This window comes from bacterium (assembly GCA_021372615.1).
Classification (GTDB): domain Bacteria; phylum Armatimonadota; class Zipacnadia; order Zipacnadales; family UBA11051; genus JAJFUB01.
Map to the genome: position 1 here is coordinate 37,796 of JAJFUB010000040.1, position 22,358 is coordinate 60,153.

The following is a 22,358-nucleotide window of genomic DNA, read 5'->3' on the forward strand; positions in this document are numbered from 1 at the left end:
CCCGCACCCTTCCTACTGCCGGAAGCCCACCGCCTGCCCCGTCTCCGTCGTCACCACCGCCAGCGGGCCCTGCGGCGTCTGCAGCACCCGCAGGTCCACCGGCTTGCCCCCGAGCTTCCCCAGAGCAGTGATCTCGCCCTGTCCGTTCAGCGCCGCGACCGTGCCGTCATCGCAGCCGATGCAGAGGCGGGCCGGCAGATTGCCGCCCCCTCCGACGACACGCGCCACCGTCGGCGGCGCGGGCATCTGCCGGCTCCAGAGCCGCTGCGCTTTCCCGTCCAGTGCCACCACCAGACCCGCCGCGATGGCCACGACGATCTCCGGCTTGCCGTCACCGTTGACGTCGCCCACATCCATCATGCGCAGGTTGGCGCGCGCGGTCGGCACGCCGGGGCCGAACTGCGCATTGTACAGCGGCGTCCCACTCTCGCTGTAGATCGTGATGCGGTTCCACGTGCCGTTGATCGCCGAGACGATCTCGGGCTTGCCGTCGCCGTCGAGGTCCACGCGGAAGTTGTCCTCGCGGTTCATGCAGTCCCACCCGCCGACATGGGTGTGGCCGGCGGGGACGCCATCGTAGCCCGAGCCCGTGCGGGTCATCGTCTTGCTGCTGACGACGGCCATGTTCACGCCATCGTTGTGCCAGCGCGCGACGAGCAGGTTCTTGCCGCCGTCGGGCGCGTCCACCAGCAGGAACTTGCGCCCCGGGCCCCAGAACACCGGCAGGCGCTTGAGCAGTTGTCCCTTCGCGTCGAGTATCTCCAGCGTGCAGGCGCTGCCCACGAAGGCCCGTTGCTCTCCGCCATCGAACGCGCCGCTGTACAGGCCGTAGATGCCCGGGTGGGCCGACTTGAACCAGTACTGCTTGCCCGCCTCGTAGACGGCTTGGTCCATCACCGACGTGAACTCCCACTGGCGGTTCCCCTGCTCGTCGAACGCCACGACCTGCTCATCGGCGCAGCCGACCAGCAGGAGCTTGGGCGCCGCCCACCAGTTCAGGGCGCGCACCTCGCCGGCGAGGTCGAGCTTGCGGACGACCTTGCCGGCCGCGTCGAGGATCACAACCGACTTGCCGACCGGCACGGCCATCTGGTCGCCTGCTGCCGAGGGGATCACGATCCCCTCGCCCGGCTTCCCGCCCAGCTCCGCTGCCATCGTCGGCTTCAGCTCCGCCGCTGCCAGCTTCGAAGGCGCGGCTTGCGCCGCGAGTGCTTCAGCCCGCAGCTTCCGGCCCTGCTCGACCAACCCCGGCAGTTGCGCCGTGAGCGGCTTCCATACCGGCGTGGCAGGCGTGGCCTGGCTCAGCGTGTGTCGCCCGGCAGGCAGTTCGAACATCGTCAGACCGTCCGCGCCCGGCTGGCCCGTCAACTGCTTGCCGTCATAGCCCACCGCGGGGCTCTGCAGCGCCAGTCCGAGCTTGACGGGCTGGGTCGCGTCTACCTGGAGCACGCCGTGCTCGAAGTCCCAGTCCGCCGCCACGGGCTCGTCGGCCCGCAGCAGCGGCAGCTCCAGCCCGGCCTGCGTCAGCCCGTGGCCGTACAGATGCTGCTCGGTCAGGATGACCAGCTCGCCCCGGTTGCCCCGGAAGTCGCCGACGGAGGCCACGCCCGCTTCGGGCAGGGCCAGAGCCGCCGCGTTGTCGGCAATCCGCAGGCACTGGAGGGCTTCATCGCGGCCGGTGGTGTTCGCGCCCAGGAGCGTGAAGGAGATGCGGTGCTGCCCGCTCTTGATCGGCCCGCGCCAGACCATCTCGTTGATGCCGCCCGGCTTGACCTCCAACACATCACCGGGGCGTAGCTCGCAGGCGACCGCCTGCGTCGCAGCCGCCGCCCCCTCCGGCTGCACACGCACCCCGATCAGCCCGGCATAGCACCGGCTGGCCTCGGGACGCTGACCCACCACTTCCAGCTTCAGCGTGTGCGGGCCCGCCGCCAGTTGCTGCCGGCCCAGCGGCACCCGCTGCGAAGCCACCGCCGGGGCGTAGTGGTCCACCTTCTCGGCCACGACCTTGCCATCGAGGGACAGCTTCACGAAGCCCCGGTCCGCGTAGTTGAGCAGGTCCACGAACACCTCGCCCGTCACCGGCTGCGCCAGCGTGAAGGGCATCTGCACCCACGCACCCGGTGCGGGAGCCTTGAGCAGCACAATGTCTATCGAGGACAGCTTCGACAGCAACTCGGCCGGCGTGCCGGGGCCGCAGGTGCAGTCGGCCTGCAGGGCGGGGAAGCCGAGCCAGCCCTGGGGTAGGCCGCGCGGCAGTTCCCTGACGCGCACGGCCTGCTCCCTGGCGTCCCATGAGCCGCCCGGCACTTCCCAGGTCGTCTCCAGCTTCATGTTCTGGCTGTCGGTGCGGAAGGTCAGGTCGTCGCACACCAGGGCATAGCGTCCGGTGCGCAGCGCCAGCGTCCGCCGCCAGTTGGCGAAGGGCAGCTTCGGCACTTCGCCCACGCACACGGCCGTGCCGCCGAGGACGTCGCGCCGGAGCAGTGCTCCGTCCATCGCCACCTGCGGCTCGACCATCCCGTCGGCGCTGGACAGCACCTGGTTGTGGTAGCCCTTCAGCATCGTCGTCCCCGCCAGGCGCAGCTCCAGCAGATCGTACGTGTGATAGGGGTTGCGCCCAGCGCCGTTGTAGCCGTCCAGCAGCACATAGTCGCTCGCCGGACCCAGCGCGCTGCGGTAGCTGCCCCAGCGGAACGACTGGTTCTGCGGGAAGCTGGCGCCCCGCGCCTTCCACATGGCCTCGGGCATCCAGTGGATCGTCCAGGTGTTGACGACATCCGTGGGCGGCGCGGCCTTGAACTCGGGGCCGGGCCAGAAGGACTGCCCCAGACGGAAGATGTCCTGGTCGAGCGTGATGTGCTCCCGGTACCACAGCCAGCGGCCGTCGCCCAGGATGTACGCCGCCTTGTTGAGCATGTTGAGGGCCGAGGCCGTCAGGCCCCAGTCGTTCTCCAGGCCCGTGGACAGGATCTCCTGCGTCTCGAAGGTCCGCCGCAGGTTCGCCATCATGTCCGGGTCGCGCTTCCCGGTGAAGAGCAGGTAGTCCAGCATCGGGTCATAGTACGAGGTGAACCAGAAGAGGTGGTCATTGTACGAGGCCATCCAGTAGGTGCGCTTGAGGGCCTCGAAGTAGTGGTCCCCCGCCGCCATGCACCGTTGCCAGACGGGGGAGGGGTGGTCCTTTTGGAAGTAGCGCCCCAGCGCATAGAGCGCGAAGGCGGCCCAGTCGCCGTGCCGGTCGCCGACGATCGGCTGGGGGTCCGTCTTCCCGTACACGCCCTCGACGACGCGGTGGGGCAACTGCCGCGCGAGGGCGTTGGTGATCTTCAGCCGCTGGGCGTCGGTGAGGTCCGGGCTCTCCTCGATGAGGTCCCACAGCACCACCATCATGTGCGCCGCGTAGTGGTACGGCCCGGCCAGCGGGTCATTCTTGTTCTCGATCCGCTCGCCGTCGTACTCCTCGATCTCCTTGATGGCCTGCGCGTCGGGGAAGCTGAGCCGTAGGAACTCCTGCAGGCTCTGCTTGTCCCCGGTCATGTAGTAGTTGGCCATGTGCTTGGAGATCATGTTCCAGCCGAAGTAGCCGGAGCTACCGTACATCCTGGAGGCTTCCCAGATCTCCATCTGCTTGACATCGGTGGCGGGCTTGTACGCCGGGTCGAGCTTGATCTCGGCTAGCCAGCCCAGCGCCAACTCCCCCTTCCCCACCCGCACGGCGGACGTCCCGCCCGCCTGGCTCGCCCCCTGCCCGGCTCCGAGCGCCGCCCCTCCGGGCCCCAGTGCCGGCGTGGCACCCTCTCGGCTCGCCCCCCCTCCGGGCCCCAGTGCCGGCGTCCCGCCGGCCCCGAGCTTCCCGATCAGCACCTCCGTCCCCGCCTGCACACCGGCCACATCGCTGCCGCCGACGAACAGGAAGTTCTGCCCGTCCCCGTGCGGGCTGTGCAGTGTCCGCACCACATACCCGCCGGGGCCGGGGTATTTGAGGTCCAGGAAGGTGTAGCTCTCGTCATACAGATGGCTGATGAACGAGTTGGTGGAGCGGTTGCCCAAGAGCACGAGGTTGCGGAAGGCCGAGGTGTCTGAGCGGAGCATCAACTCGAAGTCGGTGAAGACCGAGACCTCAACGCCGGTGGCGGCCTTGATGGCCGCCTGCAGCTTCTTGCCCTCGGCCGCGTACGGCTTCGGCGCGACGATGGTCGCTTCGGGCTTGCCCGCCCGCACCAGCCAGGTCGTCAGGTGCAGGTCCTTGAGCTTGTCATACTGCGGCACGACGGGTTCGGGGATCTGGGGTGCGGCAGGTTGCGCAGCCACGGGGGGCGCCTCCACTCCGGATTGCAGTCTCACGTCATCCACGATCACCTGCGGCGTCGGATCGCGGTGGCAGTACAGGTAGATCGTCGCGGTCTTCGCGTCCGGCGGCGCGATCATGTACGCCGCCACCTCACCAAAGCCCTCGGCCGGCGCGACCAGCGGCACCTGGACGAACTTGTCGCTGGGCTGGAAGCGCAGTTGCAGTTGCGCCCCGGCAGTGGACGCTCCGGCGCTGGTCGAGACCTGCACGCTGACCTTGTAGGGGGCGCCCGCCTGGATGGGCACGGACTGCGTGACGCCGATCTCGTGGGTGGTGCTGCCATCGGCGATCAGCAAGCCCTGGCCGGTGCGTCCCGGTACGAGCGAGAGCTTCTGGGTCGGCTGCCCGCCGGCATACAGCCCCCAGGCTACGGGCACGCCCTTGTCCGTGAGGCCCTCGTCAAAGGAGGCGTTCTTGAGGGGAACATCCTCGGCGGCGAGCAGTGGCGCGGCACAGAGCAGCAGGAGCAACAGGATGGGGGTACGCATGGCTGGCGGCCTCCGTGGCAGGGGACGGTGGATGGCCGGAGGTTCGGTGTGGGGGGAGGGAGGACCTGCGGAGGCAACGGGCTGGAAAGCCCGCGGTCCAACGGCGGGCGGCTCTGGAGAGCCGCGCTCCAACGGCTGCCGGCTGGAAGCCGGCGGTCCTACGGCTGGGCGGAGTAGACGTCGAGGGCCAGGTTGTCGTGCTCACCTGCGATCAGCTTCGCCCAGCCCGCCGCCCCGACCATCGCCGCGTTGTCGGTGCAGAGCTTGAGAGGCGGATAGCGCACGGGGAGGCCCAGTTCCTCGCCAAGCTGCGAGAGGCGCTCGCGCAGGAGCTTGTTGGCCGCGACCCCGCCGCAGAGGAGGATCTGGCGGAGGCCGCTATCGGCCGGCTCGGCCTCCGAACGGCTCCTCACCCCTGCCCCTCTCCCGCGCGGTGCGGCCGCGCCGGAGAGGGGTTCAGCGGCCGCCTTCCGCACGTTCCGCACCAGCGTGTCCACCACTGCCTCCTGGTACGAGGCCGCCAGGTCCGCGACCGGAAGTTCGCCTGCCTGGCGTAGCTGCTCCACCAGCCGCAGCAGCGCCGTCTTCAGCCCCGAGAAGGAGTAGTCCAGGGAGCCCTCGATGACCGGGCGGGGCAGGTCGAACCGAGCTTCGCCGTGCTCCGCTGCCGCCTGCATCGCGGGGCCACCGGGATAGCCCAACTCCAGCACGCGTGCCGCCTTGTCGAGTGCCTCCCCGGCGGCATCGTCGCGGGTGCAGCCAAGCAGCTCCATCTCAGCGCGCGAGCGCAACAGCACGAGGTCGCTGTGGCCCCCCGAGACGATCAGGCAGAGCGCCGGGAAGTCCTCGGGCGCCCCCTCGGAGGGGCCGGCTACTAGCCGGCCCGATAGGTCGCAGAAGTTCGAGTTCACGTGGGCATCTAGATGGTTGACGCCCACCAGCGGCAGGCCCGTGGCCAGACAGTAGGCCTTCTGGGCGCTGACGCCCACGAGCAGCGAGCCGATCAGCCCCGGCCCGTTCGTGACCGCCAGGCCCCCGAGGTCATCCCACGTCACCCCGGCCTCATCCAGCGCCGCCTGGACGACATGCGTGATGGCCTCCACATGCTTGCGGGACGCCACCTCGGGCACGACGCCGCCGAAGAGGGCGTGGATCTCCTCCTGGGAGGCGACATGCGAGGACAGCACGCGCCGCCCGCCGGCCACGACGGCCGCCGCCGTGTCGTCACATGAGGTCTCGACGGCGAGGACCAGTTCAGACTTCAAGGCATAGCTCATAGTCGTGACGTTCCAGCCAGCGGTCGTAGGCTTCCTGCAGCCGCTCGATCTGCGATGGGGCCTCCAGGTCGGGGATGGCGACGATGATCGCGTCCTCGTTGGTGTCCTGGTAGTACCCGCGGCGGCGATGCAGGTACTCAAAGCCCAGCTTGGCGTACAGCGCCGCGGCCCCGTAGTTGCTGACGCGGTACTCCAGGATGGCGTAGGGGTTGCCGTACTCGCGGGCCTGCTGCAGCATGGTGAGCATCAGGATCTCGCCCAGGCCCCCCCGCCGGTACTGCGGGTCTACGGCGATGGTGCAGATGTGCGCTTCGCCCGCGAACATCCAGGTGCCGATGTAGCCGGCGAGCCGGTCCTCCACCTCAGCCACGAAGAAGTGGCTGCCCAGCCGCCCGCTCAGCTCCTCGCGGAGCGACTGCTCAGACCACGGGCTGGAGAAGCTCGCGTTCTCGATGCGGACGACGTCGGGGAGGTCGTCAAGATGGGCGCGCCGGATCCGCAGCCGCCGCCGAGAGGGGCCTGTCCCGACGGAGGGGTCTGTCCCCGGAGGAGCGGCGCCGCCGCTCTGCAGGGGGCTGACCCCGTCAGCACACGCGCCCGCCATGGGGTCAGCCCCCTCCGGGGACAGACCCCGCGCCAGGTCCATGTTCCGCATCCGCTCCGCCTGCGAGGCGAGGAGGTACAGCGGTTGCAGCGTGAAGGCCGCGCGCGGGTCCGCCTCCTCCACGCGCGCTGCGGCCAGGTGGGCCACCTCGGCCGCTCGGGGGTGTGTCTGGCAGACGATCAGACCACTCGGCAGGGAGGAGACCATGTCTCCCAGCGCGTCCGTGGCCGGGCCGATGATGTGCCGGATGCCGTCTAGCAGGTCGGGCAGTTCCTCCACTGCCACGACGCGCGGGGCCGACAGCTCGCGGGCGCCGCCCGCGGACCGGGCCCACAGCCCGGCATAGACATGGCCCCGCCGCGCCTGCTGCAGCACCAGCAGACGCTCCCCCTCCCCCACCTCGGCCGCGGCGGCGATGGCCTCCTGAGTGGGCACGCCCACCAGCGGCAGGCCCAGCACATGGGCCAAGGCCTTGGCGGTGGCCATGCCGACACGCAGGCCGGTGAAGGAGCCGGGGCCCCGGGAAACGGCGATCGCGTCGAGGGCCCAGCCCTGCGCGCTCTTCACGCCCGGCAGCGCCGCGATCCGCGCGGTCAGCTTCTCGCACAGGTCCATGCGGCTGGGGAAGCTCTCGCCGGTGATGACGCCGTCATCCCACAGCGCGATGCTGCTCACATACTCGGAGGTCTCCAGCGCTAGTACCCGCATTGGCGCAAGTGCTCCAGCAATTCCCGCGCGCGGGGCCCGTGGGCCAGCACGGTCAGCACGCGCGCGTCGTCGACATGGCGGCAGTCAATCTCCAGGTGGTCGGGAGGCAGGGCGTCGGCCACATTGGCCGCCCACTCGATCGCGACGGCTCCATCGGCAAGCCAGTCGTCCAGCCCCATGTCGAGCAGTTCGTCACCACTGGTCAGGCGGTAGGCATCCACATGATACAGCAAGGGCGCGGAGCCGGGAGGAGCGGTCTGGTGGCGACGCATGATGACGAACGTGGGCGACGTGACACGCCCGACCGCGCCCAGGCCGGCCGCCAGGCCCTGCACGAACACGGTCTTGCCGGCGCCCAACTCCCCGTTGAGCGCAATGACATCACCGACGCCGAGCGCGCCGGCCAGGCACTCGCCGAGCCGTCGTGTGGCTTCGGGGCAGGTTGTGGTGAGGGTGAGCATGGTTTGTGTTGTGCAATGCCATCACTTATGCTATCATGATGGCACCAGACGCTCCTAGAAGGTGGTCCACGTGACACGCATGCAGATACAGCTAACGACAGAGCAACACCAGCGCCTGCGTGACCTAGCCCTGCGCCGCCAGGCGTCCGTCGCGAAGCTGGTTCGTGACTTCATTGACGACGGCCTGCGCAAGTCCACTGAGCCGGACCGCGCCGATGCGGTGCGGCGTTTCCTGGCGTCGGCTGGCAGCGGGCACTCAGGGCATTCTGACATCTCGCGCCGACACGATGACTACCTCGAGGAGGCGTACCGGTCTTGACCACGTTTGTGGACACTTCGGCCATCTTCGCGTACTACGACACTGATGACGAGGCCCATGATGTGATCGCCCCGCTTTGGGCAGCTCTGCTCGCAGCGGATGCCCAGCTAGTGACCACGAACTACGTCCTGCTGGAAGCGGCTGCATTGCTCCAGCGCCGCCTGGGCATGCAGTGGGTGCAGCGTCTACAGACGGAGGTCCGGCGGATCGTCCAGATCGTCTGGGTGGACGACGAGCTGCATGACCTCGCCGTCACTGCCACGCTGGCAGCCAACCGGCGCCATCTGTCGCTTGTGGACAACCTCAGCCTCGAGATCATGCGGCGTCTGGGCATCAACTACGCGCTGGCCTGCGATGAGCACTTCACCGAGCGCGGCTATGAGCTTCCGCCGTTGCCACCCACCTGAGCCGTCGGCACTGTCTCGAAGATCACATACGGCGGGCATTCCTCCAGCAGCCGTACGTGGCGCGGCCAACGCGCCTGCACCTGCCGCCAGTAGGTCGGCCTCGCCAGGCCGAGCTTGGCCGGCGCGGTCGTCAGCACCTCGGCCTCCCGCGCGAACGGGACCCACTTGCCTTCGGTATGCCCCATGTTGCCCGGGTAGTCGTACTCCGACACCGGGTCGCCCACCGACATGACGCCGTACGGGTAGTAGTACAAGGCCGAGGGCGGGGTGTAGCCATAGCATACCAGGGCCTCGCCCGGGGCCGCATGGTCCGCCGCCGCGGCCAGGACGGGCTGCTCGGTGATGACATGCGGCGGGGCCTTGCCCACAAAGCCGTAGGTGACGTGCAGCGGCACGATGAGGGCTGCCGCCAGTGCCACACACGCTAGGTCGCGCCGGTCCGTCGCAGCCGCTGCCAGCACCACAATCCCCCCGACCAGCAAACAGCCCGCCCACACCGGGGTCATCACCCCCGCCGGCAGCCCGGCCTGCGGGAAGAGACGCTGGCCGAAGACACCGACCCCCGCCCCAAACAGCAACGCCAGAGCGCCGGAGGACAGCAAGCTCCAGCGCCCCTCACGGCCGGGGCCGGCCAGATGTCGCCCGATCAGCAGCGCCACCGCCGGCACCGCCGGGATGATGTACTGGATGAACTTCACTGGCGGCGGGATGTAGACGGCGATGGTGGTCAGCACGCACAGGCCCAGCAGCAACGTGAGGCGCCCCGCCGCTTCGCCCGGGCGGCGCAGGTCGCGCCAGGCCCGTCGCACCACCCCGGGGACGCATAGCGTCCACGGCAGGATGCCGCCGAGCAAGAAGGCGATCGTGTGCCACCACGGCTGCCGGACCGGCGCCTGGCGCGTGAGGCGCCAGGCGTTTTCGTGGCCGAAGAAGAACGCCAGATAGCCCGGGTTGGCCCGCTCGCAGGCCCAGTACCACGGTACGGTCAGCACCAGGAACAGGCCGAGGCACAGCGCCCATGGCACATGCCGCAGGGCCCCGAGCCGTCGCGTCAACGCCAGCGCCAGCAGGAAGGGCACGCTCACCAGCACCAGCGCGATCGGCCCCTTGGTCAGCATGCCCAAACCCAGCAGGCCGGCGGCGCCCACATACCCCAAGCGACGCTCGCGCCCGCCCTCGGACGCCCACCAGCAGCACCAGAGGGCCCCGGTGATCACCGCCGCCAGCGGCATGTCAAACCGCGCATGGCGGGCCATGCAGAACCACAGCAGACTGGAGCCGAGCACGACGGTGCTGCAGAGCGCCTCGCGCGGGCCGAACACCCGCCGGGCCATCCCATACACCAGCGCCGTGCACAGGGCCGCGCACAGCATCGTGGGCAGCCGGAAGGCCCCCTCGGTCTCGCCGAACAGGGCCATGCTGGCCGCGTCCATCCAGTGCAGCAGCGGGGGCTTGTCCAGGTAGGTCAGGCCGTTGAGGCGCGGGGTGACGAAGTCGCCGCTGCGCAGCATCCCGCGGGCCACGGCGGCATAGCGTGGCTCGCCGCGGGCGATCAGGCCGAAGCTGCCGAGGCCGAAGCCGTAGACGAGGCAGGCTACCAGGAAGACAAGCAGTGTGGCGCGGCGCGCGGCGCTCACGGCGAGCCGCTCTCCCCGCCGGGGTCGGCCGGAACGGGCGCCCCATCACCAGGCGCCTGAACCTCTGGACGCGGCCGCCAGCGGCGCAGCACCAGCGCCGAGGCCCCGGTGGCCATCAGCAGCGCCCCCCACACGTCAGCCGGGTGGTGCATGCCCACCGCAATGCGGGACAACCCCACCAGCACCCCGACGAAGAAGACCGGCACGCTGGCCCCCGGCACGAAGGCCAGGGCCACGGTCGCGATCGCAAAGACCGAGGCCGTGTCGGCGGACGGGAACGAGCGGTAGCGGTTACCCGAGGGTCGGGCGTCGGGGCCATCCAGGGGCACGAGGCGGTATTCGTACTTCGGGCGCTCCCGGCGCACCGTGAGCTTCGTGGCGTTCACGACGATGCCCGTGGCCAGCAGACAGCCCAGAGTCAGCGCCAGCCACCGGTGAGCCAGCCGCCGACGCAGCAGCAGCCCGACCCCGTAGACCAGCAGGAGCGCGATCACCTGCTTGTCGAGCTTGCCCAGGGGCTTGATGAAGGGCAGGGCCGCCTTGAAGGCCGCGTTGGTCTGCAGGGCGTGCTGTATCTGCAGCGTATACGGGTCCACCCAGAGCCAGATGGCCGGCAGCGCGACCAGGCCCAGCAGCCACAGGCATAGCCACGGGCAGCGGCAGCACGGGCGGGTGGGCGCGGTCTCCTGGCTCACAGCGGGGGCGCTCCTTCGTCGGCGGCAGGTGGCGCGGGCGCGTCCGGCGGCTGCCAGAACTGCAGCCCCGCGCCGATCAGACTCAGGGCAATGCCCGCCACACGCTGCAACACCCCCACCGCCAGGGCCGCCGATTGCGGGATCCCGGCCCACTGCAACAGGAGCAGCGTCGCTCCCTCGGTCCAGCCGATGTTGCCGATGCTGACCGGCACGATGCCGGTGATCTTCAGAATGACCGCCACGGCCACCATGCGCAGGATGGGCAAGGGGTGCCCCAGCGCCGCGCACCAGTACTGCACCGCCAGACCCGTGCCCATGATGCCCACACACGACACCAGCCACGAGGCGGCCAGGCTGCCCCGGTGGTGGCGGTACTGCAGCAGCGCGCTGGACACCTCGATGAGCTTGTCCACGACTTTGCGCGCCAGTCGGGCGACCGTGCCGGAGGGCTGGGCGCCCGCGGCCGAGACCTGGCGTCGCGCCAGCAGCACTGTCGTCACTGCGGCCAGCGCCCCGCCGCCGAGCAGGATGAGCATCGTGTAGCGGAAGGGCGGGAAGTCCACGAAGGCGCCGATGACGAGCCCGAAGACCACCAGTGAGCCCCAGCCAACCACCGCGCGATCCACCACCACCGAGGCCACCACAGTCGCCGTGGTGCCCTGGCCCCCGCGCACGGCCAGATACGACTTGGCCACATCGCCGCCGACGGTCGAGGGCATGAAGTTGTTGTAAAACAGGGCGATGAAGCCCAGCCGCAGGGTCTCGGCGAAGGGGAGGCGCACGCCGGCCGGCGGGAGCAGCAGGTGCCAGCGCAGGATGGAGATGACCCGCACGGCCAGTTCCACCACGAGCGCCCAGGCTACCCACGCGGGGATCAGCTCGCGCAGCGCTGTCCACGTCTCACCCAGCGGCACGGCGCGCAGCACGATGCCGACGAGCAGCAGCGTGGCCAGGAGACGTACCAGGAGGAGAAGAGGGCGTTTCCGACCGGAGGTGTCCTTCGTCATAGTCGGCGAGGAGTGTAGCAGATTCGCGGGCGGAAGACCAGAAGCCCGGCGGCCGGGGCCGAGATGGGGCCAGTGCGGAATCCGGGGCGCGTGGAGGGGATGACGAGCAAAGGGGGAACCCTCCGCCGACGAGCGCCGAGTCAGCAACGCGCGGGCGCGGACGTCCCGGATGCGCCCACGCGACACCCACCAAGGAGACTTCCATGAGCAAGAGCATCATCAACCTGGCCATCGTCGGTTGCGGCGGCATTGCCGGCGCGCACCTGAACGGCTACACCAACCTCATCAAGGCCGGCTACGACCGCTTCCGCTTCGCCGCCCTGGTGGACCCGAACCCGGCCAATGTCGAGAAGTTCCAGACGCGCATCAATGAGCTGACCGGCGATGTGCCGCCGGGCTTCGCCACCGTCGAGGAGATGCTCAAGGCCGGCCCGATTGACGGGGTGGACATCTGCTCGCCCCACGCCATGCACCATGTCAACGCAATCCCCTGCCTGAAGCAGGGCATCCCGGTCATGATCGAAAAGCCCTGCGGCATCACGATCAAGGCCAGCCACAAGATCCTGGCGGCGTCGGAGAAGTCCGGGGCGTTCGTGGCCACCGCCGAGCAGGTCCGCCGCTGCAAGCCCGCGCGGGCGATGGAGTGGGCCATCAACAAGCAGAAGATGATGGGCGCTCCGCGCTTCATGACCATGCAGGTGTTCGGCTACCAGCAGTTCGACTGGACCGCCTACGCCTTCGCGTGGCGCGGGCTGAAGCTCCTGGGCGGCGGCGGGATGCTCGTGGACGCCGGCGCGCACTTCACCGACATGATGCTCCACGTCTTTGGCCCGGTGAAGGAAGTCACGTGCGACCTGCGCACCTTCTTCCAGCCGACCCTCAACGGCCCGCTGGGGATCGGCAAGAAGAAACTGGATGTCGAGGACACGTGGCTGGCGCAGCTCCGCTTCGAGAGCGGCTTCATCGCCGACTGGGGCTACTGCCGCGAGGCCCGGGGCCACAAGACCCGCACCGGCGTGTACTACGGCTCCAAGGGCTCGCTGCGCGACAAGCAGGAGTGGATGCACCCCTTCCAGTTCGGCGCCGACTTCGTGGACAACGACGGCAACGAGCTGGCGTACGAAGAGATCGAGAAGCAGTACATGGCCAGCCTGAAGCCCAAGCAGCAGGAGAAGCTCTTCCCGTACGGCCTGGGCGACGGCATGAGCAACGAGACGTGGGACTTCGTGGACGCGATAGACAAGGGCCGCCAGCCGGAAGTCACCGGCTATGATGGCATGATGGCCAAGGCCGTCTGCTACTCGCTCTACGAGTCGGCCGCAGCCGGCAAGTGGGTCAGCGTAGCGGACGTGGCGAGCGGGAAGGTGAACGCCTACCAGAAACCGATCGATGAGTTCTGGAAGATCTAGGACTGGCGGTCCATCGCATCGAGGGGAAGGCCGTCAGTGGCACACAAGAGGCGCCAGAACAAGAGGCCGAAGAGCAAGAAGCGAACTCAGGCTCCGCGCGAGCGTGGCGGTACGCGAGGCCAGGGCCGAGGCGGCGGGCTAGCCGCTGGCTCCGCTTCGACTGCCGCCGGAGGCGGGCGGGAGGGCGGCCGCAGTCAGGAGACGCGTCGAACACTGTCTCTGAATGTGATGGCTGGCCTCTTGGTCGCACTCATTCTGGTGATCCTCGGCTTGGTGCACGAACTCGTGGTCCCCGGGGTCGGCCGCGCTCAACGTGGCGACATTGAGCGGATTGAGAGCCGCCTCAAGGACATCGATCGCACCATCAGCAGACTCGCGACGGATCCTCAGACGCGTGAGCCCGAGACCCGCCCGACCCAGAGGGAGATCATCGCGAAGGCCCGCAGCCATGCCCCACCCAGCGGCGCGACGCAGGCGCTGCTTGACGCGGTTGAGGAAGACATCCTCAAGAGCGGCGTACTGATCACCCAAGGCAGGCTCCACGGGGCCGAAGCGAGCTTGCGCAATGCCCGCCGCAGGCTCTCTGAGCTGCCAGCGGCAGCGGCTACACAACAAGGTCGCTACTTTCTGGAGGCCATGTTGAGCCTCCAACACTCTTCCCTTCTTGCCTTTCAGGGAGATATGCGCGGCGCGGCGGCAATGGGCGCGAGCGGCCTCCCAGCTGCAGACAACGCACGCGATCCCATGCTCCGCCGTCTTCTGCTCATGCAGGTGGCCAGCGCTGAAGCCGACTGCGGTCAGTGGGACGTCGCCGCGGAGCACGCAGAAGAAGCCCGACGCCTTGGTCCGGATGATGCCCGAGCCACCGTGTTGTCTGGCGTGTGCTATGACATGCTGTCGCGACCTGACTTGGCACTGAGGAGGTTCGACACAGCGATCGCTCAGCTATTCCGCGGTACCTCGCTGGAGGAACCCGAAGCCACACACCTGCTGGCCACATCGTACTCGAACCGAGCTATACTTCAGTGGCGGCTAGGACAGCTAAGGGACTCGAAGACCGACTTCGACATGGCTGTGGCCATTCTGCAGCGCATGCAGAAGGACGGCAACGATGTCCGGTACGAACTCGCCCACTTCGTCAACAACCGCGGCAACATCCTCGGGAACCTAGGCTACGCCCTCGCTGCCTACTTGGAGCACCGACGTGCGCTCAAGATGCAGCGCGCACTGCAATCGGGGGCGCCGAGCGTGATGGCGCCCGAGATCGCCATGACACTGAATGACATGGGCAATACGCTCACAGGCCTGCATCTGGCGGTGCTGGCGGAGAGCCGCTTTGGTGAGGCTGAGAGGATGCTGCTACCCTTAGCGGACAGTGACGAGATCGGGTACGGACGCGAGCTGGCGCTTGTCCTGTATAACCGGGCGGAATGCCTCAACCTCACGTTCCGTGCCAAGCGTGCTCTGGATTGTGCTACCCGTTCGGTCGCGATCTTCAAGCGTCTGGATGCGGCTCTGCCGAACTGTTATCTTGAGGACTATGCGAACGCTCTCAGCGTTCGGGCCCACGCCCTATGGATGCTGAATAGGGATGGAGAAGCGGCGGATGCGTCCGGTGATGCGGTCGCCGTGCGAAGACGACTTGCATCCCTGAACGAGCACCTTCACCGACACGGGCTTGCCATCGCACTGAACAACCAGGCCGTCGTGCTGGAGGCCTGTGGGCGATGGGAGGAAGCGAAGGACGCCGCGAAGGAATCCGATCAGGTCCTGCGCAGTCTGATGACGGATACGCCGGGAGCATACAGGAGCGAGGCGATAGCGTTCTGGATGGCGCGCCGCGCGATGGCTGTTAGGCACTGGGTTCGGGGCGTGCTAGGGGCTATCTGGCCATGGTGAGTTCGGCGCGGTTGCTGCCTCATCCGAGTCGGCGGGATGCGGACTGTAGCTCGTATCGCAATCACAGCCCTGCCGAGGGAGGAACCATATGATCACGGTGTCTGGCCCCTCCGCCCGCATCGCCTTCGTCGGCGCGGGCAATCACTCGACCGAGTCGCTCTACCCCAATATCGCTCACATCCCCGAGTTCGACCTCGTGGGCGTGTGCGACCTGGACGCGGAGAAGGCAGAGCGGGCCGCGCACCTGTACGGGGCACCGCAGTGGTTCACGGATGTCGCCACGATGCTCGCCGAAGTGAAGCCGGAGGGGGTGTGCATCTGTGGCATGCCCGACATGCACCATGCGGTTGGGCTGCAGGTGCTGCGGGCCGGGGTGCCCTTGTTCACTGAGAAGCCCCCGGCGTTCACCGCCGCCGAGGCTGCCGAACTGGTGCAGGCCGCGGAGGCCAGCGGCGTGTGGGGCATGGTCGCCTTCATGAAGCGCGTCGCCCCGGCCAATGTCGTGGCGAGGGAGCTGATTGACCGCGGCTCCGCCCCCAACGCCAGTAGCGCAGGCGGCTCGCCTGCGCGCGCGGGCGAGGCCGCCCGCGCTACTGCGGAAGGGGGCGCCGGCACTGTGGGAGACATCTTCGGCGGTCTGAACTCACTGGCGATGATCCACGGCTCCGGCCCGTACACCGAGATCCGCCGGATGCTGCTGTTCAATGCCATCCACATGCTCGACCTCGCGCGGTTCTTCGCCGGTGATGTGGCCGAGGTCTTCTGCCATCGCTCGCCCGCGGGCAGCGCCGTCCAGGCGCTGTCGATCAGCTTCCGCTTCGTCAATGGCGTCGTGGGCCAGCTCAACATGAACTCCTCGGTCACATGGCGCGACTGCTTCGAGCAGGTGTACCTGAGCGGCAAGGGCGCGGCGATGCTCATTGATGCCTCGCGCGAAGTGCAAGTCATGTCCGGCCAGAGCCGCTTCGCCGACGCCCCCGGCGTGGACACTGCCGGCTGGGGCAGCCGCTACTACGTGTCGGGCAACCTGTCGGGCTGGACTGCCGGCGGGCACTACACGCGCGGCTACCACGGCGAGCTGCAGCATTTCGCGCGCGCTGTGCTGGGGCAGGTCGCGCCGGCTGCGACACTTGTGGATGGCCTGCGCGCGATGGAGCTGATCGAGGCCATCATGCAGAGCACCGAGACCGGGCAGCCGGTCAGCCTGTGATGTGAGGGGATGAAGTGCGACACCCGTGACGCTACCGGGGGGCGCGAGACACCGAACGGAGTAGCCCATGAACCTCCTGGTCCTCAACGGCAGCCCTAACCGCGATCAGGGCAACACGCACAAGGTCCTGCAGCCCTTCGTGGACGAGGCGCAGAAGCTGGGCGCCAGTGTGGAGACGCAGTTCGTCGCCGATCTGGACGTGCAGCCCTGCCGCGGGTGTTACGCGTGCTGGAAGGCGCGCGGGGACTGCGTCATCGAGGACGACATGCGCTGGCTGCTGCCCAAGATGGCGGCGGCCGATGTGCTCGTGCTCGGCGTGCCCCTCTATGTGTTCCACATGCCCGCGCCGATGAAGGCCATCCTCGACCGCACCATCCCGCTCGCCAGCCCGCAGATCGAGATCGTGGAGGGCGAGTGCCGCCACCTGCCCCGCGAGGGCACGGGGGCCGACATGATCCGCTCGATGCTGCTCGTGTCGGTGTGCGGCTTCTGGGAGGTCGAGCACTTCGACGTGCTGGCCACCTGGACCGAGACCTTCTGCCGCACCGCGGGCGCCCGCTGCGCCGGGAAGCTGCTGCGCCCCCATGCGTATGCCTTCGCCGCCATGCCGGGGGTCGTGCCGGCCAAGAGCAAGGTCGTTCGCGCCCTCAAGCGGGCAGCGCACGAGCTGGTCGGCGAGGGCCGGGTGTCGCCGGAGACCGAGGGCGCGGTCGCCGCGCCGCTGATGAGCCAGGAGGCCTATCTGAAGGCCGCCAACCGGTCGTGGTAGGACGGACACGCACTCCCACCGTGTGACAAAGGAGCCCCATGTCCCGCCAACTCGCCCTCGACGCCATTCGCTGCCAGGCCGCACCGCGCATGGCCCACACGGAGTACAGCCTCGGGTACCACCACGACTACATCAAGCAGACCACCGGCCTGGCCTCGAACGAGCCGGGGGCGATGCGGAAGCTGTACGAGCTGTGGGAGATCGACTTCAACTGGGGGACCCACGAGGGCCTGCACGGGGATTGGGGCAGCCGGGGGCGGGCAACCGACATGGGCCACGCCGTCTATGCCGCCGATGGCAGCGACTTGCGCCAGCCCCGGGAGTGCCCCTTCAAGACCGTCGAGGAAGTCTGGGCCTTCGACCCCATCGCCGAGTACGGCCTGCCCGACTTTGACGAGCAGGTCGCGGCGTATGAGCAGATGGTGCAGGACAACCGCACGAACTGGCCCGACCAGCTCACCACCGGCGGGTACTACAAGAGCACCGTATCCGGGTGCATCGCTGCCTTCGGGTGGGACATGTTCCTGCTGGCCTGCGCGGACCGGGCGAAGATCGAGCCGGTGCTGGAGCACTTCGCCCAGTGGACGCTCTTCCACATGCGCGCGTGGGCCGAGACGAGCGCCGAGGCCATCATCCAGCATGATGACTTCGTGTGGACCGAGGGCGCGTTCATGAACCCGGACATCTACCGCAAGGTCATCATCCCGAACTTCGCGGAGATGTGGAAGCCGCTGCACGCCGCGGGCAAGCAGGTGCTGTTCATCTCGGACGGCAACTACATGGAGTTCGCCGAGGACATCGCGGCGGCGGGGGCGGACGGGTTCTTCTTCGAGCCCATGCACAAGTTCGAGTTCATGGTCGAGCGCTTCGGCTCGTCCCACTGCCTGATCGGCAGCGACGTGGACTGCGTGGACATGGCCTTCCGGCCGTGGGAGACCGTCCGGGCCAGCATGGACCGCACCTTCAAGCTGGCGGAGCGGTGCCGGGGCCTGATCTGGGCGGTAGGCAACCACCTGCCGGCGAACATCCCCGACGCGATGATGCAGCGGTACATCGAGTGCTTCCTCGAACACAGAAAGCGGTGATGCTGCGGAGCAGACCTGACGCTTCGCCGGCGCCCCGCGGTCCGCACAGCGGAATCGGCACGGGCCTGGCAGGTGATTGCGTACGGGTGGCGAACGACAATAAGGACTATCTGCGTCTGCTGTGCTCTTTTCTTGGCCATTGTCACTGATCTGCACGATCCGCGGGCGGGGCCCGCTTGGATACCGATCCCTGTGAAGCCATGAGGAGGCGTAGCCATGCGACGCAAGTGCGGATTCACTCTCATCGAGCTGCTGGTGGTCATCGCGATCATCGCCATCCTGGCAGCGATTCTCTTCCCCGTCTTCGCCAAGGCCCGTGAGAAGGCCCGACAGACCACCTGCACCAGCAATCTCCGGCAGATGGCGACTGCGGTGCTGATGTACGCTCAGGACTATGACGAGCGGCTGCCCGGCCCGGTGGCCTGGAACCCAGGCCAGCCGTTGCCCTGGGATCTGGTCATCCTCCCCTACACCAAGAACTGGCAGCTCGTCATGTGCCCCAGCAACCCGCGCTCCAGCATGAACGCGTGGGGGCCGTACTACACGTTCACCCATCCCGCCTTCCCCACATACTCCTACAACGCCAACCTGGTGGGGGCCTCGCTGGGGCAGGTATCGGTGCCGGCGGAGACGTGCATGCTGGGGGACTCGCAGCACCCCGGGCTGTCGCTCCAGGACGTGCGCACGGCCTGGCCCAAGATCTGCGCCGACTTCGGCGGCCATGGCGGCTGTCCCGCGAAGGGGCCGATAGGGGATGCCCTCCCCTACGCGGCCCACAACGACGGCAACCTGCGCGCCTATTGCGACGGCCACGCCAAGTGGTGCGCCTTCCTGTCCATGGTGGGCGGGCAGTTGCGCTATGCGCTGTAGGGGGTGCTGACGGTCGTGCTCCGGTGCGGAGGGGGCGGCCATCCCGGCCTGCCCCCCTGGCGAGTGTGTGTTCCCGGGGGCGGTGCCGGCCCTCGTCGTGCAGGTTGTCCTCCCCCCCACGCCGAAGCCTCCGATCTGGTACTGCATCTCACAGCAGACATGACGAGAACCCCAAGAGGGCCCTATACATGCGGACCGCCGACCAGTCGCTGGCCGAGGTGAGCCGTGGAACCTGATGCCGACGCCAGAGGGAAGGCGGAGAGCCGCGCGCATGGGGGCCGGCCGCTTTGGCTGCGCGTGTTTGTGCAACTCATCCTGGGCGGGCTGCTGGGAGTGATCGCGCCGCTGTTGGCCGTGGCGCTCTCCCCGCTGTCCTCCCCGACGCTGCAGTGGGCTCTGGGCGCCGGGGTCCGCAAGACGGGCATGCTGGCGCTCATCCAGCTCGGGGGCGCCCTGCCCTATCTGCTGGCAGGAGCGATCGCGGTGGTGGTGACGTGGCTGGTCGTGCGCAAGCCGTGGGACGCCATGGGCGCCGTGGCGCTGGAGGCCGCCGTCGTCGTGACCTTCGGCGTCACCTGCCGGCCCTCCAGCGACGCTGCCATGCCGGCATGGTGGTGGCCGACGATGATTGCCGGTGAGGTGCTGGCGCTGTGCGTGGGGGCAGTGCTGGTCGCCCTCCTGCTGCAGCGACGAGGGCGGCAAGTGGCGACCGAACCGACCGACGCCGCCTTCCTGCCGTGAAAGGACATGACATGTGGACTGCCGATGAACTGCTGGCCGAAGCGGTCGGCGGGCGCGTGGGGAAGCGCTTCGTCGGGCTCGATGAGGTGGACGACCTGAGCGTCGCCGAACTGCAGCAGGGCGCGGCGCAGGTACTGGCCCGGCCGCAGAAGGCCGAGTTCATCCCCGGAGCCCGCCCACTGAGCCGCCGGCTCCTGGCCGCCCAGTGGACGCGCGTGATCGAGCGCGTCGGCCTGCCGGCGCGGCCCCGTGTGCTGGAGCTGTGCGCCGGGGGGAGTGATCCTGTGATCGTCGCGCTGGACGTGCTGTTCGGGGCCGCGGCCGACTATGTGACCGTGAACTTGAACCGCAAGCTCACCGAGGAGCTGATGGCGCGCTTTGAGGACCTCGACCTGCGCGCGGCGATCATCGAGGACGACGCCCAGAACGTGCCCCGGCTCTTCGCCGAGCCGGTCTTCGACTGCGTCTGCTTCCATCACGCGGTCAACGACATCCTGGAGACCGCGGTGGCCGAAGCGCACGGCTGGGACACCCGCGACCTGGACTGGTGGCCCAACGAGCGGCAGATGATCGAGTGGATGGACGAGCAGTACCGGGCCGACGGCATGGAGGCGGTGGGCCTGCCGCAGCTGCGGCGCATCTTCACCGCCGCCGCACAGGTCGTCAAGCCGGGCGGGACGCTCATCTTCGACCATTGGACGTGGGAATACCACCTCAGCCTGGACTGGTTCCCGGGCGAGCTGTTCAACAACCTGATCCCGCTGGCGCGGGAAGTGGCGCTGGCGCTGCCGGTGGGGCTGGAAGAAGTGACGCCGGAGGGTCTGGACCGGCAGTGGTGGATGGTGCTGAGGAGACTGTAGCCACCACAGACAGAGGGAGTGAGGTCCCGTGGCGACAGACTGGCAACTCATTCGCACGGTGATGAACGGGGTCCTGGACGCCTGCGAGGCGATGGAGGCGCTGGCGCCCGATCTGTACGCCGGCGAGTACGAGGCGCGTTCGGACTACCAGGACGATGTGTGCGTAGGTGACTTCCTGAACCGCTTCTGGCTGTACCCTGAAGGCGCCCAACGCGACCTCATCCGCTTGCGGGCCGCCCTGGGGTGTGCCATGGACCACCCGCCGGAGGTGGCCCGGGCCTTGGTCGCAGCGGCGATGGCCTGCGCCGAGGCGGTGGGTGTGTCCGCCGACGACCTCAACCGGGAGGTCGAGGACTTCAGGCCACATTGCGGCTCGGCGGGCAAGTCCATCCGCAGCCACCTGGAGGCCATCCCGTCCATCCAGAACGGGTGGATGCTGACGGGCGTCAGCCGGGCCCTGGCGGAATGCCGCTCCCGCTAGCGCGGGACGGTGCCAGTCGCGTGGGCGCGCGTGTCCTCACGCGCGCAACCTCGGGCCGGAATGCGCGCGTGAGGATACGCGCGCCCACGCGGAACATGTGGCGCCGCACCCACGTGCGACAACAGGAGGTGCCGCCGTGTCGAACTCGGCCGACCAGGGACATGCCTACGTCGAGAAGATGCGCGCCAAGGGCAAGAGCGACACCGAGATCGAGCAGGCCCTGCAGCAGGCCGGGTGGGCCGCGGCGCAGATCGCGGCGGTGGTGGGTCAGCCCGCCAGCCTGCACGAGGCCGCTGCCCGCGGCAACGTGGCTGCCATCCACGATCACTTCAAGCACGGCGGCGATGTGAATGTGCGTGGCCCGGCCGGAGAGCCCATTCACGCCGCCGCGGCCGCCGGGCATGTCGAGGCCGTTGCCGCGCTGATCCAGCATGGCGCGGTGCTGCACCACCAGGGCCGCGACGGCATGACGCCTCTGCACCTGGCGGCGGCGGGCGGGCATGAGGGGGTGGTGCAGGTCCTGCTGGACCGCCGTTGCGACATTGACCTGCGCGACCTGCAGCACATGACGCCGCTGCACATCGCCGCGCGGGAGGGGCAGCTTGGTGTGGTGGAGATGCTGCTCGACAACGGCGCCGACATTGACGCCGAGGACACCAACGGTCAGACGCCGGTGCAGGTGGCGGTGAAGGCCGGACAGCTTGAGGCCGTGCAGTACCTGCTCGACATGGGCGCGAACCTCGAACAGGTGGACCAGCGCGGCCAGACGCTGCTGCACACCGCAGTCCGGCAGGGCTCGACGGACATGATGCGGCTGCTCATCAACCGGGGCATCCAGCTCAGCGTGCGCGACAACAACGAGCGCACGCCCCTGGCCGTGGCGGAGGGCGAGGCGAAGGCGCTGCTGGAGGAGTACGGGGCGAAGTGACGGCAGAGGCTCCTCACCCCTGCCCCTCTCCCGCGCGCGATGAAGCTGCGCGCCGGCGAGGGGACACTTCCGCCGCTTCCGTGGCTTCTACGCCACCAACGCGACTAACCAGTACCCCTCCCCTGCGGGGAGGGGGCGCGCCGCAGGCG

The 22,358-nt window shown here is 68.6% G+C and carries 19 protein-coding genes; 12 read left to right on the top strand and 7 right to left on the bottom strand.

What is annotated here, in order from left to right; genetic code table 11:
* Nucleotides 1–12: 12 nt before the first annotated feature.
* The 4 genes from LLH23_06570 to tsaE form a co-directional block, all read right to left on the bottom strand.
* On the bottom strand, nt 13–4,842 hold the full coding sequence (locus LLH23_06570; protein MCE5238139.1) for a VCBS repeat-containing protein: 4,830 nt from the start codon (nt 4,840–4,842) through the stop codon (nt 13–15).
* Between the two features lie 158 nt (nt 4,843–5,000).
* Nucleotides 5,001–6,107 carry a tRNA (adenosine(37)-N6)-threonylcarbamoyltransferase complex transferase subunit TsaD gene (gene tsaD / locus LLH23_06575; protein ID MCE5238140.1) on the bottom strand — a complete coding sequence of 369 codons (1,107 nt, stop codon included), beginning with the start codon at nt 6,105–6,107 and terminating at the stop codon, nt 5,001–5,003.
* Nucleotides 6,097–7,431, bottom strand: a complete 1,335-nt coding sequence (tsaB, locus tag LLH23_06580; GenBank protein ID MCE5238141.1) for a tRNA (adenosine(37)-N6)-threonylcarbamoyltransferase complex dimerization subunit type 1 TsaB — start codon at nt 7,429–7,431, stop codon at nt 6,097–6,099. Before tsaB ends, tsaD begins: the two co-directional genes overlap by 11 nt.
* Complete coding sequence (gene tsaE / locus LLH23_06585; GenBank protein ID MCE5238142.1) at nt 7,419–7,892, bottom strand: tRNA (adenosine(37)-N6)-threonylcarbamoyltransferase complex ATPase subunit type 1 TsaE; 474 nt, start codon at nt 7,890–7,892, stop codon at nt 7,419–7,421. Before tsaE ends, tsaB begins: the two co-directional genes overlap by 13 nt.
* Nucleotides 7,893–7,971: 79 nt before the next feature.
* Here tsaE and LLH23_06590 point away from each other — a divergent pair, with 79 nt between their 5' ends.
* Nucleotides 7,972–8,211, top strand: coding sequence for a hypothetical protein (locus LLH23_06590; protein MCE5238143.1), 240 nt, complete (start codon nt 7,972–7,974; stop codon nt 8,209–8,211).
* The gene (locus LLH23_06595; protein MCE5238144.1) at nt 8,208–8,618 is read left to right on the top strand and encodes a PIN domain-containing protein; all 411 of its coding nucleotides are present in this window, start codon (nt 8,208–8,210) and stop codon (nt 8,616–8,618) included. The genes LLH23_06590 and LLH23_06595 overlap by 4 nt, the downstream gene beginning before the upstream one ends.
* Here the strand turns inward: LLH23_06595 and LLH23_06600 are convergent.
* From LLH23_06600 to LLH23_06610, 3 genes are read right to left on the bottom strand one after another with little or no spacing between them, the layout of a single operon-like run.
* Nucleotides 8,588–10,255, bottom strand: coding sequence for a glycosyltransferase family 39 protein (locus tag LLH23_06600; GenBank protein MCE5238145.1), 1,668 nt, complete (start codon nt 10,253–10,255; stop codon nt 8,588–8,590). The genes LLH23_06595 and LLH23_06600 overlap by 31 nt on opposite strands.
* A complete protein-coding gene (locus LLH23_06605; GenBank protein MCE5238146.1) occupies nt 10,252–10,950 on the bottom strand; it encodes a phosphatase PAP2 family protein in 699 nt (232 codons plus the stop codon). The genes LLH23_06600 and LLH23_06605 overlap by 4 nt, the downstream gene beginning before the upstream one ends.
* The gene (locus tag LLH23_06610) at nt 10,947–11,957 is read right to left on the bottom strand and encodes a flippase-like domain-containing protein (protein ID MCE5238147.1); all 1,011 of its coding nucleotides are present in this window, start codon (nt 11,955–11,957) and stop codon (nt 10,947–10,949) included. The genes LLH23_06605 and LLH23_06610 overlap by 4 nt, the downstream gene beginning before the upstream one ends.
* A gap of 203 nt (nt 11,958–12,160) precedes the next feature.
* Here LLH23_06610 and LLH23_06615 point away from each other — a divergent pair, with 203 nt between their 5' ends.
* The 10 genes from LLH23_06615 to LLH23_06660 all read left to right on the top strand — a co-directional run bounded on the left by LLH23_06615 (nt 12,161) and on the right by LLH23_06660 (nt 22,209).
* Nucleotides 12,161–13,366, top strand: coding sequence for a Gfo/Idh/MocA family oxidoreductase (locus tag LLH23_06615; protein MCE5238148.1), 1,206 nt, complete (start codon nt 12,161–12,163; stop codon nt 13,364–13,366).
* Nucleotides 13,367–13,606: 240 nt separating this feature from the next.
* Nucleotides 13,607–15,265: a hypothetical protein gene (locus LLH23_06620; protein MCE5238149.1), complete on the top strand. Its 1,659-nt coding sequence runs from the start codon at nt 13,607–13,609 to the stop codon at nt 15,263–15,265.
* An 88-nt stretch (nt 15,266–15,353) separates the two neighbouring features.
* On the top strand, nt 15,354–16,475 hold the full coding sequence (locus LLH23_06625) for a Gfo/Idh/MocA family oxidoreductase (protein ID MCE5238150.1): 1,122 nt from the start codon (nt 15,354–15,356) through the stop codon (nt 16,473–16,475).
* Nucleotides 16,476–16,542: 67 nt separating this feature from the next.
* Nucleotides 16,543–17,244 carry a flavodoxin family protein gene (locus tag LLH23_06630; GenBank protein MCE5238151.1) on the top strand — a complete coding sequence of 234 codons (702 nt, stop codon included), beginning with the start codon at nt 16,543–16,545 and terminating at the stop codon, nt 17,242–17,244.
* A gap of 38 nt (nt 17,245–17,282) precedes the next feature.
* Complete coding sequence (locus tag LLH23_06635) at nt 17,283–18,329, top strand: hypothetical protein (protein MCE5238152.1); 1,047 nt, start codon at nt 17,283–17,285, stop codon at nt 18,327–18,329.
* A 216-nt stretch (nt 18,330–18,545) separates the two neighbouring features.
* A complete protein-coding gene (locus tag LLH23_06640) occupies nt 18,546–19,199 on the top strand; it encodes a prepilin-type N-terminal cleavage/methylation domain-containing protein (GenBank protein ID MCE5238153.1) in 654 nt (217 codons plus the stop codon).
* 225 nt (nt 19,200–19,424) lie between these two features.
* Entirely contained in the window at nt 19,425–19,940 is a 516-nt protein-coding gene (locus LLH23_06645; GenBank protein ID MCE5238154.1) for a hypothetical protein, read from the top strand.
* Nucleotides 19,941–19,951: 11 nt separating this feature from the next.
* Nucleotides 19,952–20,800, top strand: a complete 849-nt coding sequence (locus tag LLH23_06650) for a hypothetical protein (protein MCE5238155.1) — start codon at nt 19,952–19,954, stop codon at nt 20,798–20,800.
* A 28-nt stretch (nt 20,801–20,828) separates the two neighbouring features.
* Nucleotides 20,829–21,281 carry a hypothetical protein gene (locus LLH23_06655; protein MCE5238156.1) on the top strand — a complete coding sequence of 151 codons (453 nt, stop codon included), beginning with the start codon at nt 20,829–20,831 and terminating at the stop codon, nt 21,279–21,281.
* 136 nt (nt 21,282–21,417) lie between these two features.
* The gene (locus LLH23_06660) at nt 21,418–22,209 is read left to right on the top strand and encodes an ankyrin repeat domain-containing protein (GenBank protein MCE5238157.1); all 792 of its coding nucleotides are present in this window, start codon (nt 21,418–21,420) and stop codon (nt 22,207–22,209) included.
* Nucleotides 22,210–22,358 lie beyond the last annotated feature (149 nt).

Bases quoted from the DNA above. Each gene is read 5' to 3' on its own strand.
- LLH23_06570 (MCE5238139.1), bottom strand. From the start codon at position 4,842: ATGCGTACCCCCATCCTGTTGCTCCTGCTGCTCTGTGCCGCGCCACTG.
- tsaB (MCE5238141.1), bottom strand. From the start codon at position 7,431: ATGCGGGTACTAGCGCTGGAGACCTCCGAGTATGTGAGCAGCATCGCG.
- tsaE (MCE5238142.1), bottom strand. From the start codon at position 7,892: ATGCTCACCCTCACCACAACCTGCCCCGAAGCCACACGACGGCTCGGC.
- LLH23_06590 (MCE5238143.1), top strand. From the start codon at position 7,972: ATGCAGATACAGCTAACGACAGAGCAACACCAGCGCCTGCGTGACCTA.
- LLH23_06610 (MCE5238147.1), bottom strand. From the start codon at position 11,957: ATGACGAAGGACACCTCCGGTCGGAAACGCCCTCTTCTCCTCCTGGTA.
- LLH23_06615 (MCE5238148.1), top strand. From the start codon at position 12,161: ATGAGCAAGAGCATCATCAACCTGGCCATCGTCGGTTGCGGCGGCATT.
- LLH23_06625 (MCE5238150.1), top strand. From the start codon at position 15,354: ATGATCACGGTGTCTGGCCCCTCCGCCCGCATCGCCTTCGTCGGCGCG.
- LLH23_06630 (MCE5238151.1), top strand. From the start codon at position 16,543: ATGAACCTCCTGGTCCTCAACGGCAGCCCTAACCGCGATCAGGGCAAC.
- LLH23_06635 (MCE5238152.1), top strand. From the start codon at position 17,283: ATGTCCCGCCAACTCGCCCTCGACGCCATTCGCTGCCAGGCCGCACCG.
- LLH23_06640 (MCE5238153.1), top strand. From the start codon at position 18,546: ATGCGACGCAAGTGCGGATTCACTCTCATCGAGCTGCTGGTGGTCATC.
- LLH23_06650 (MCE5238155.1), top strand. From the start codon at position 19,952: ATGTGGACTGCCGATGAACTGCTGGCCGAAGCGGTCGGCGGGCGCGTG.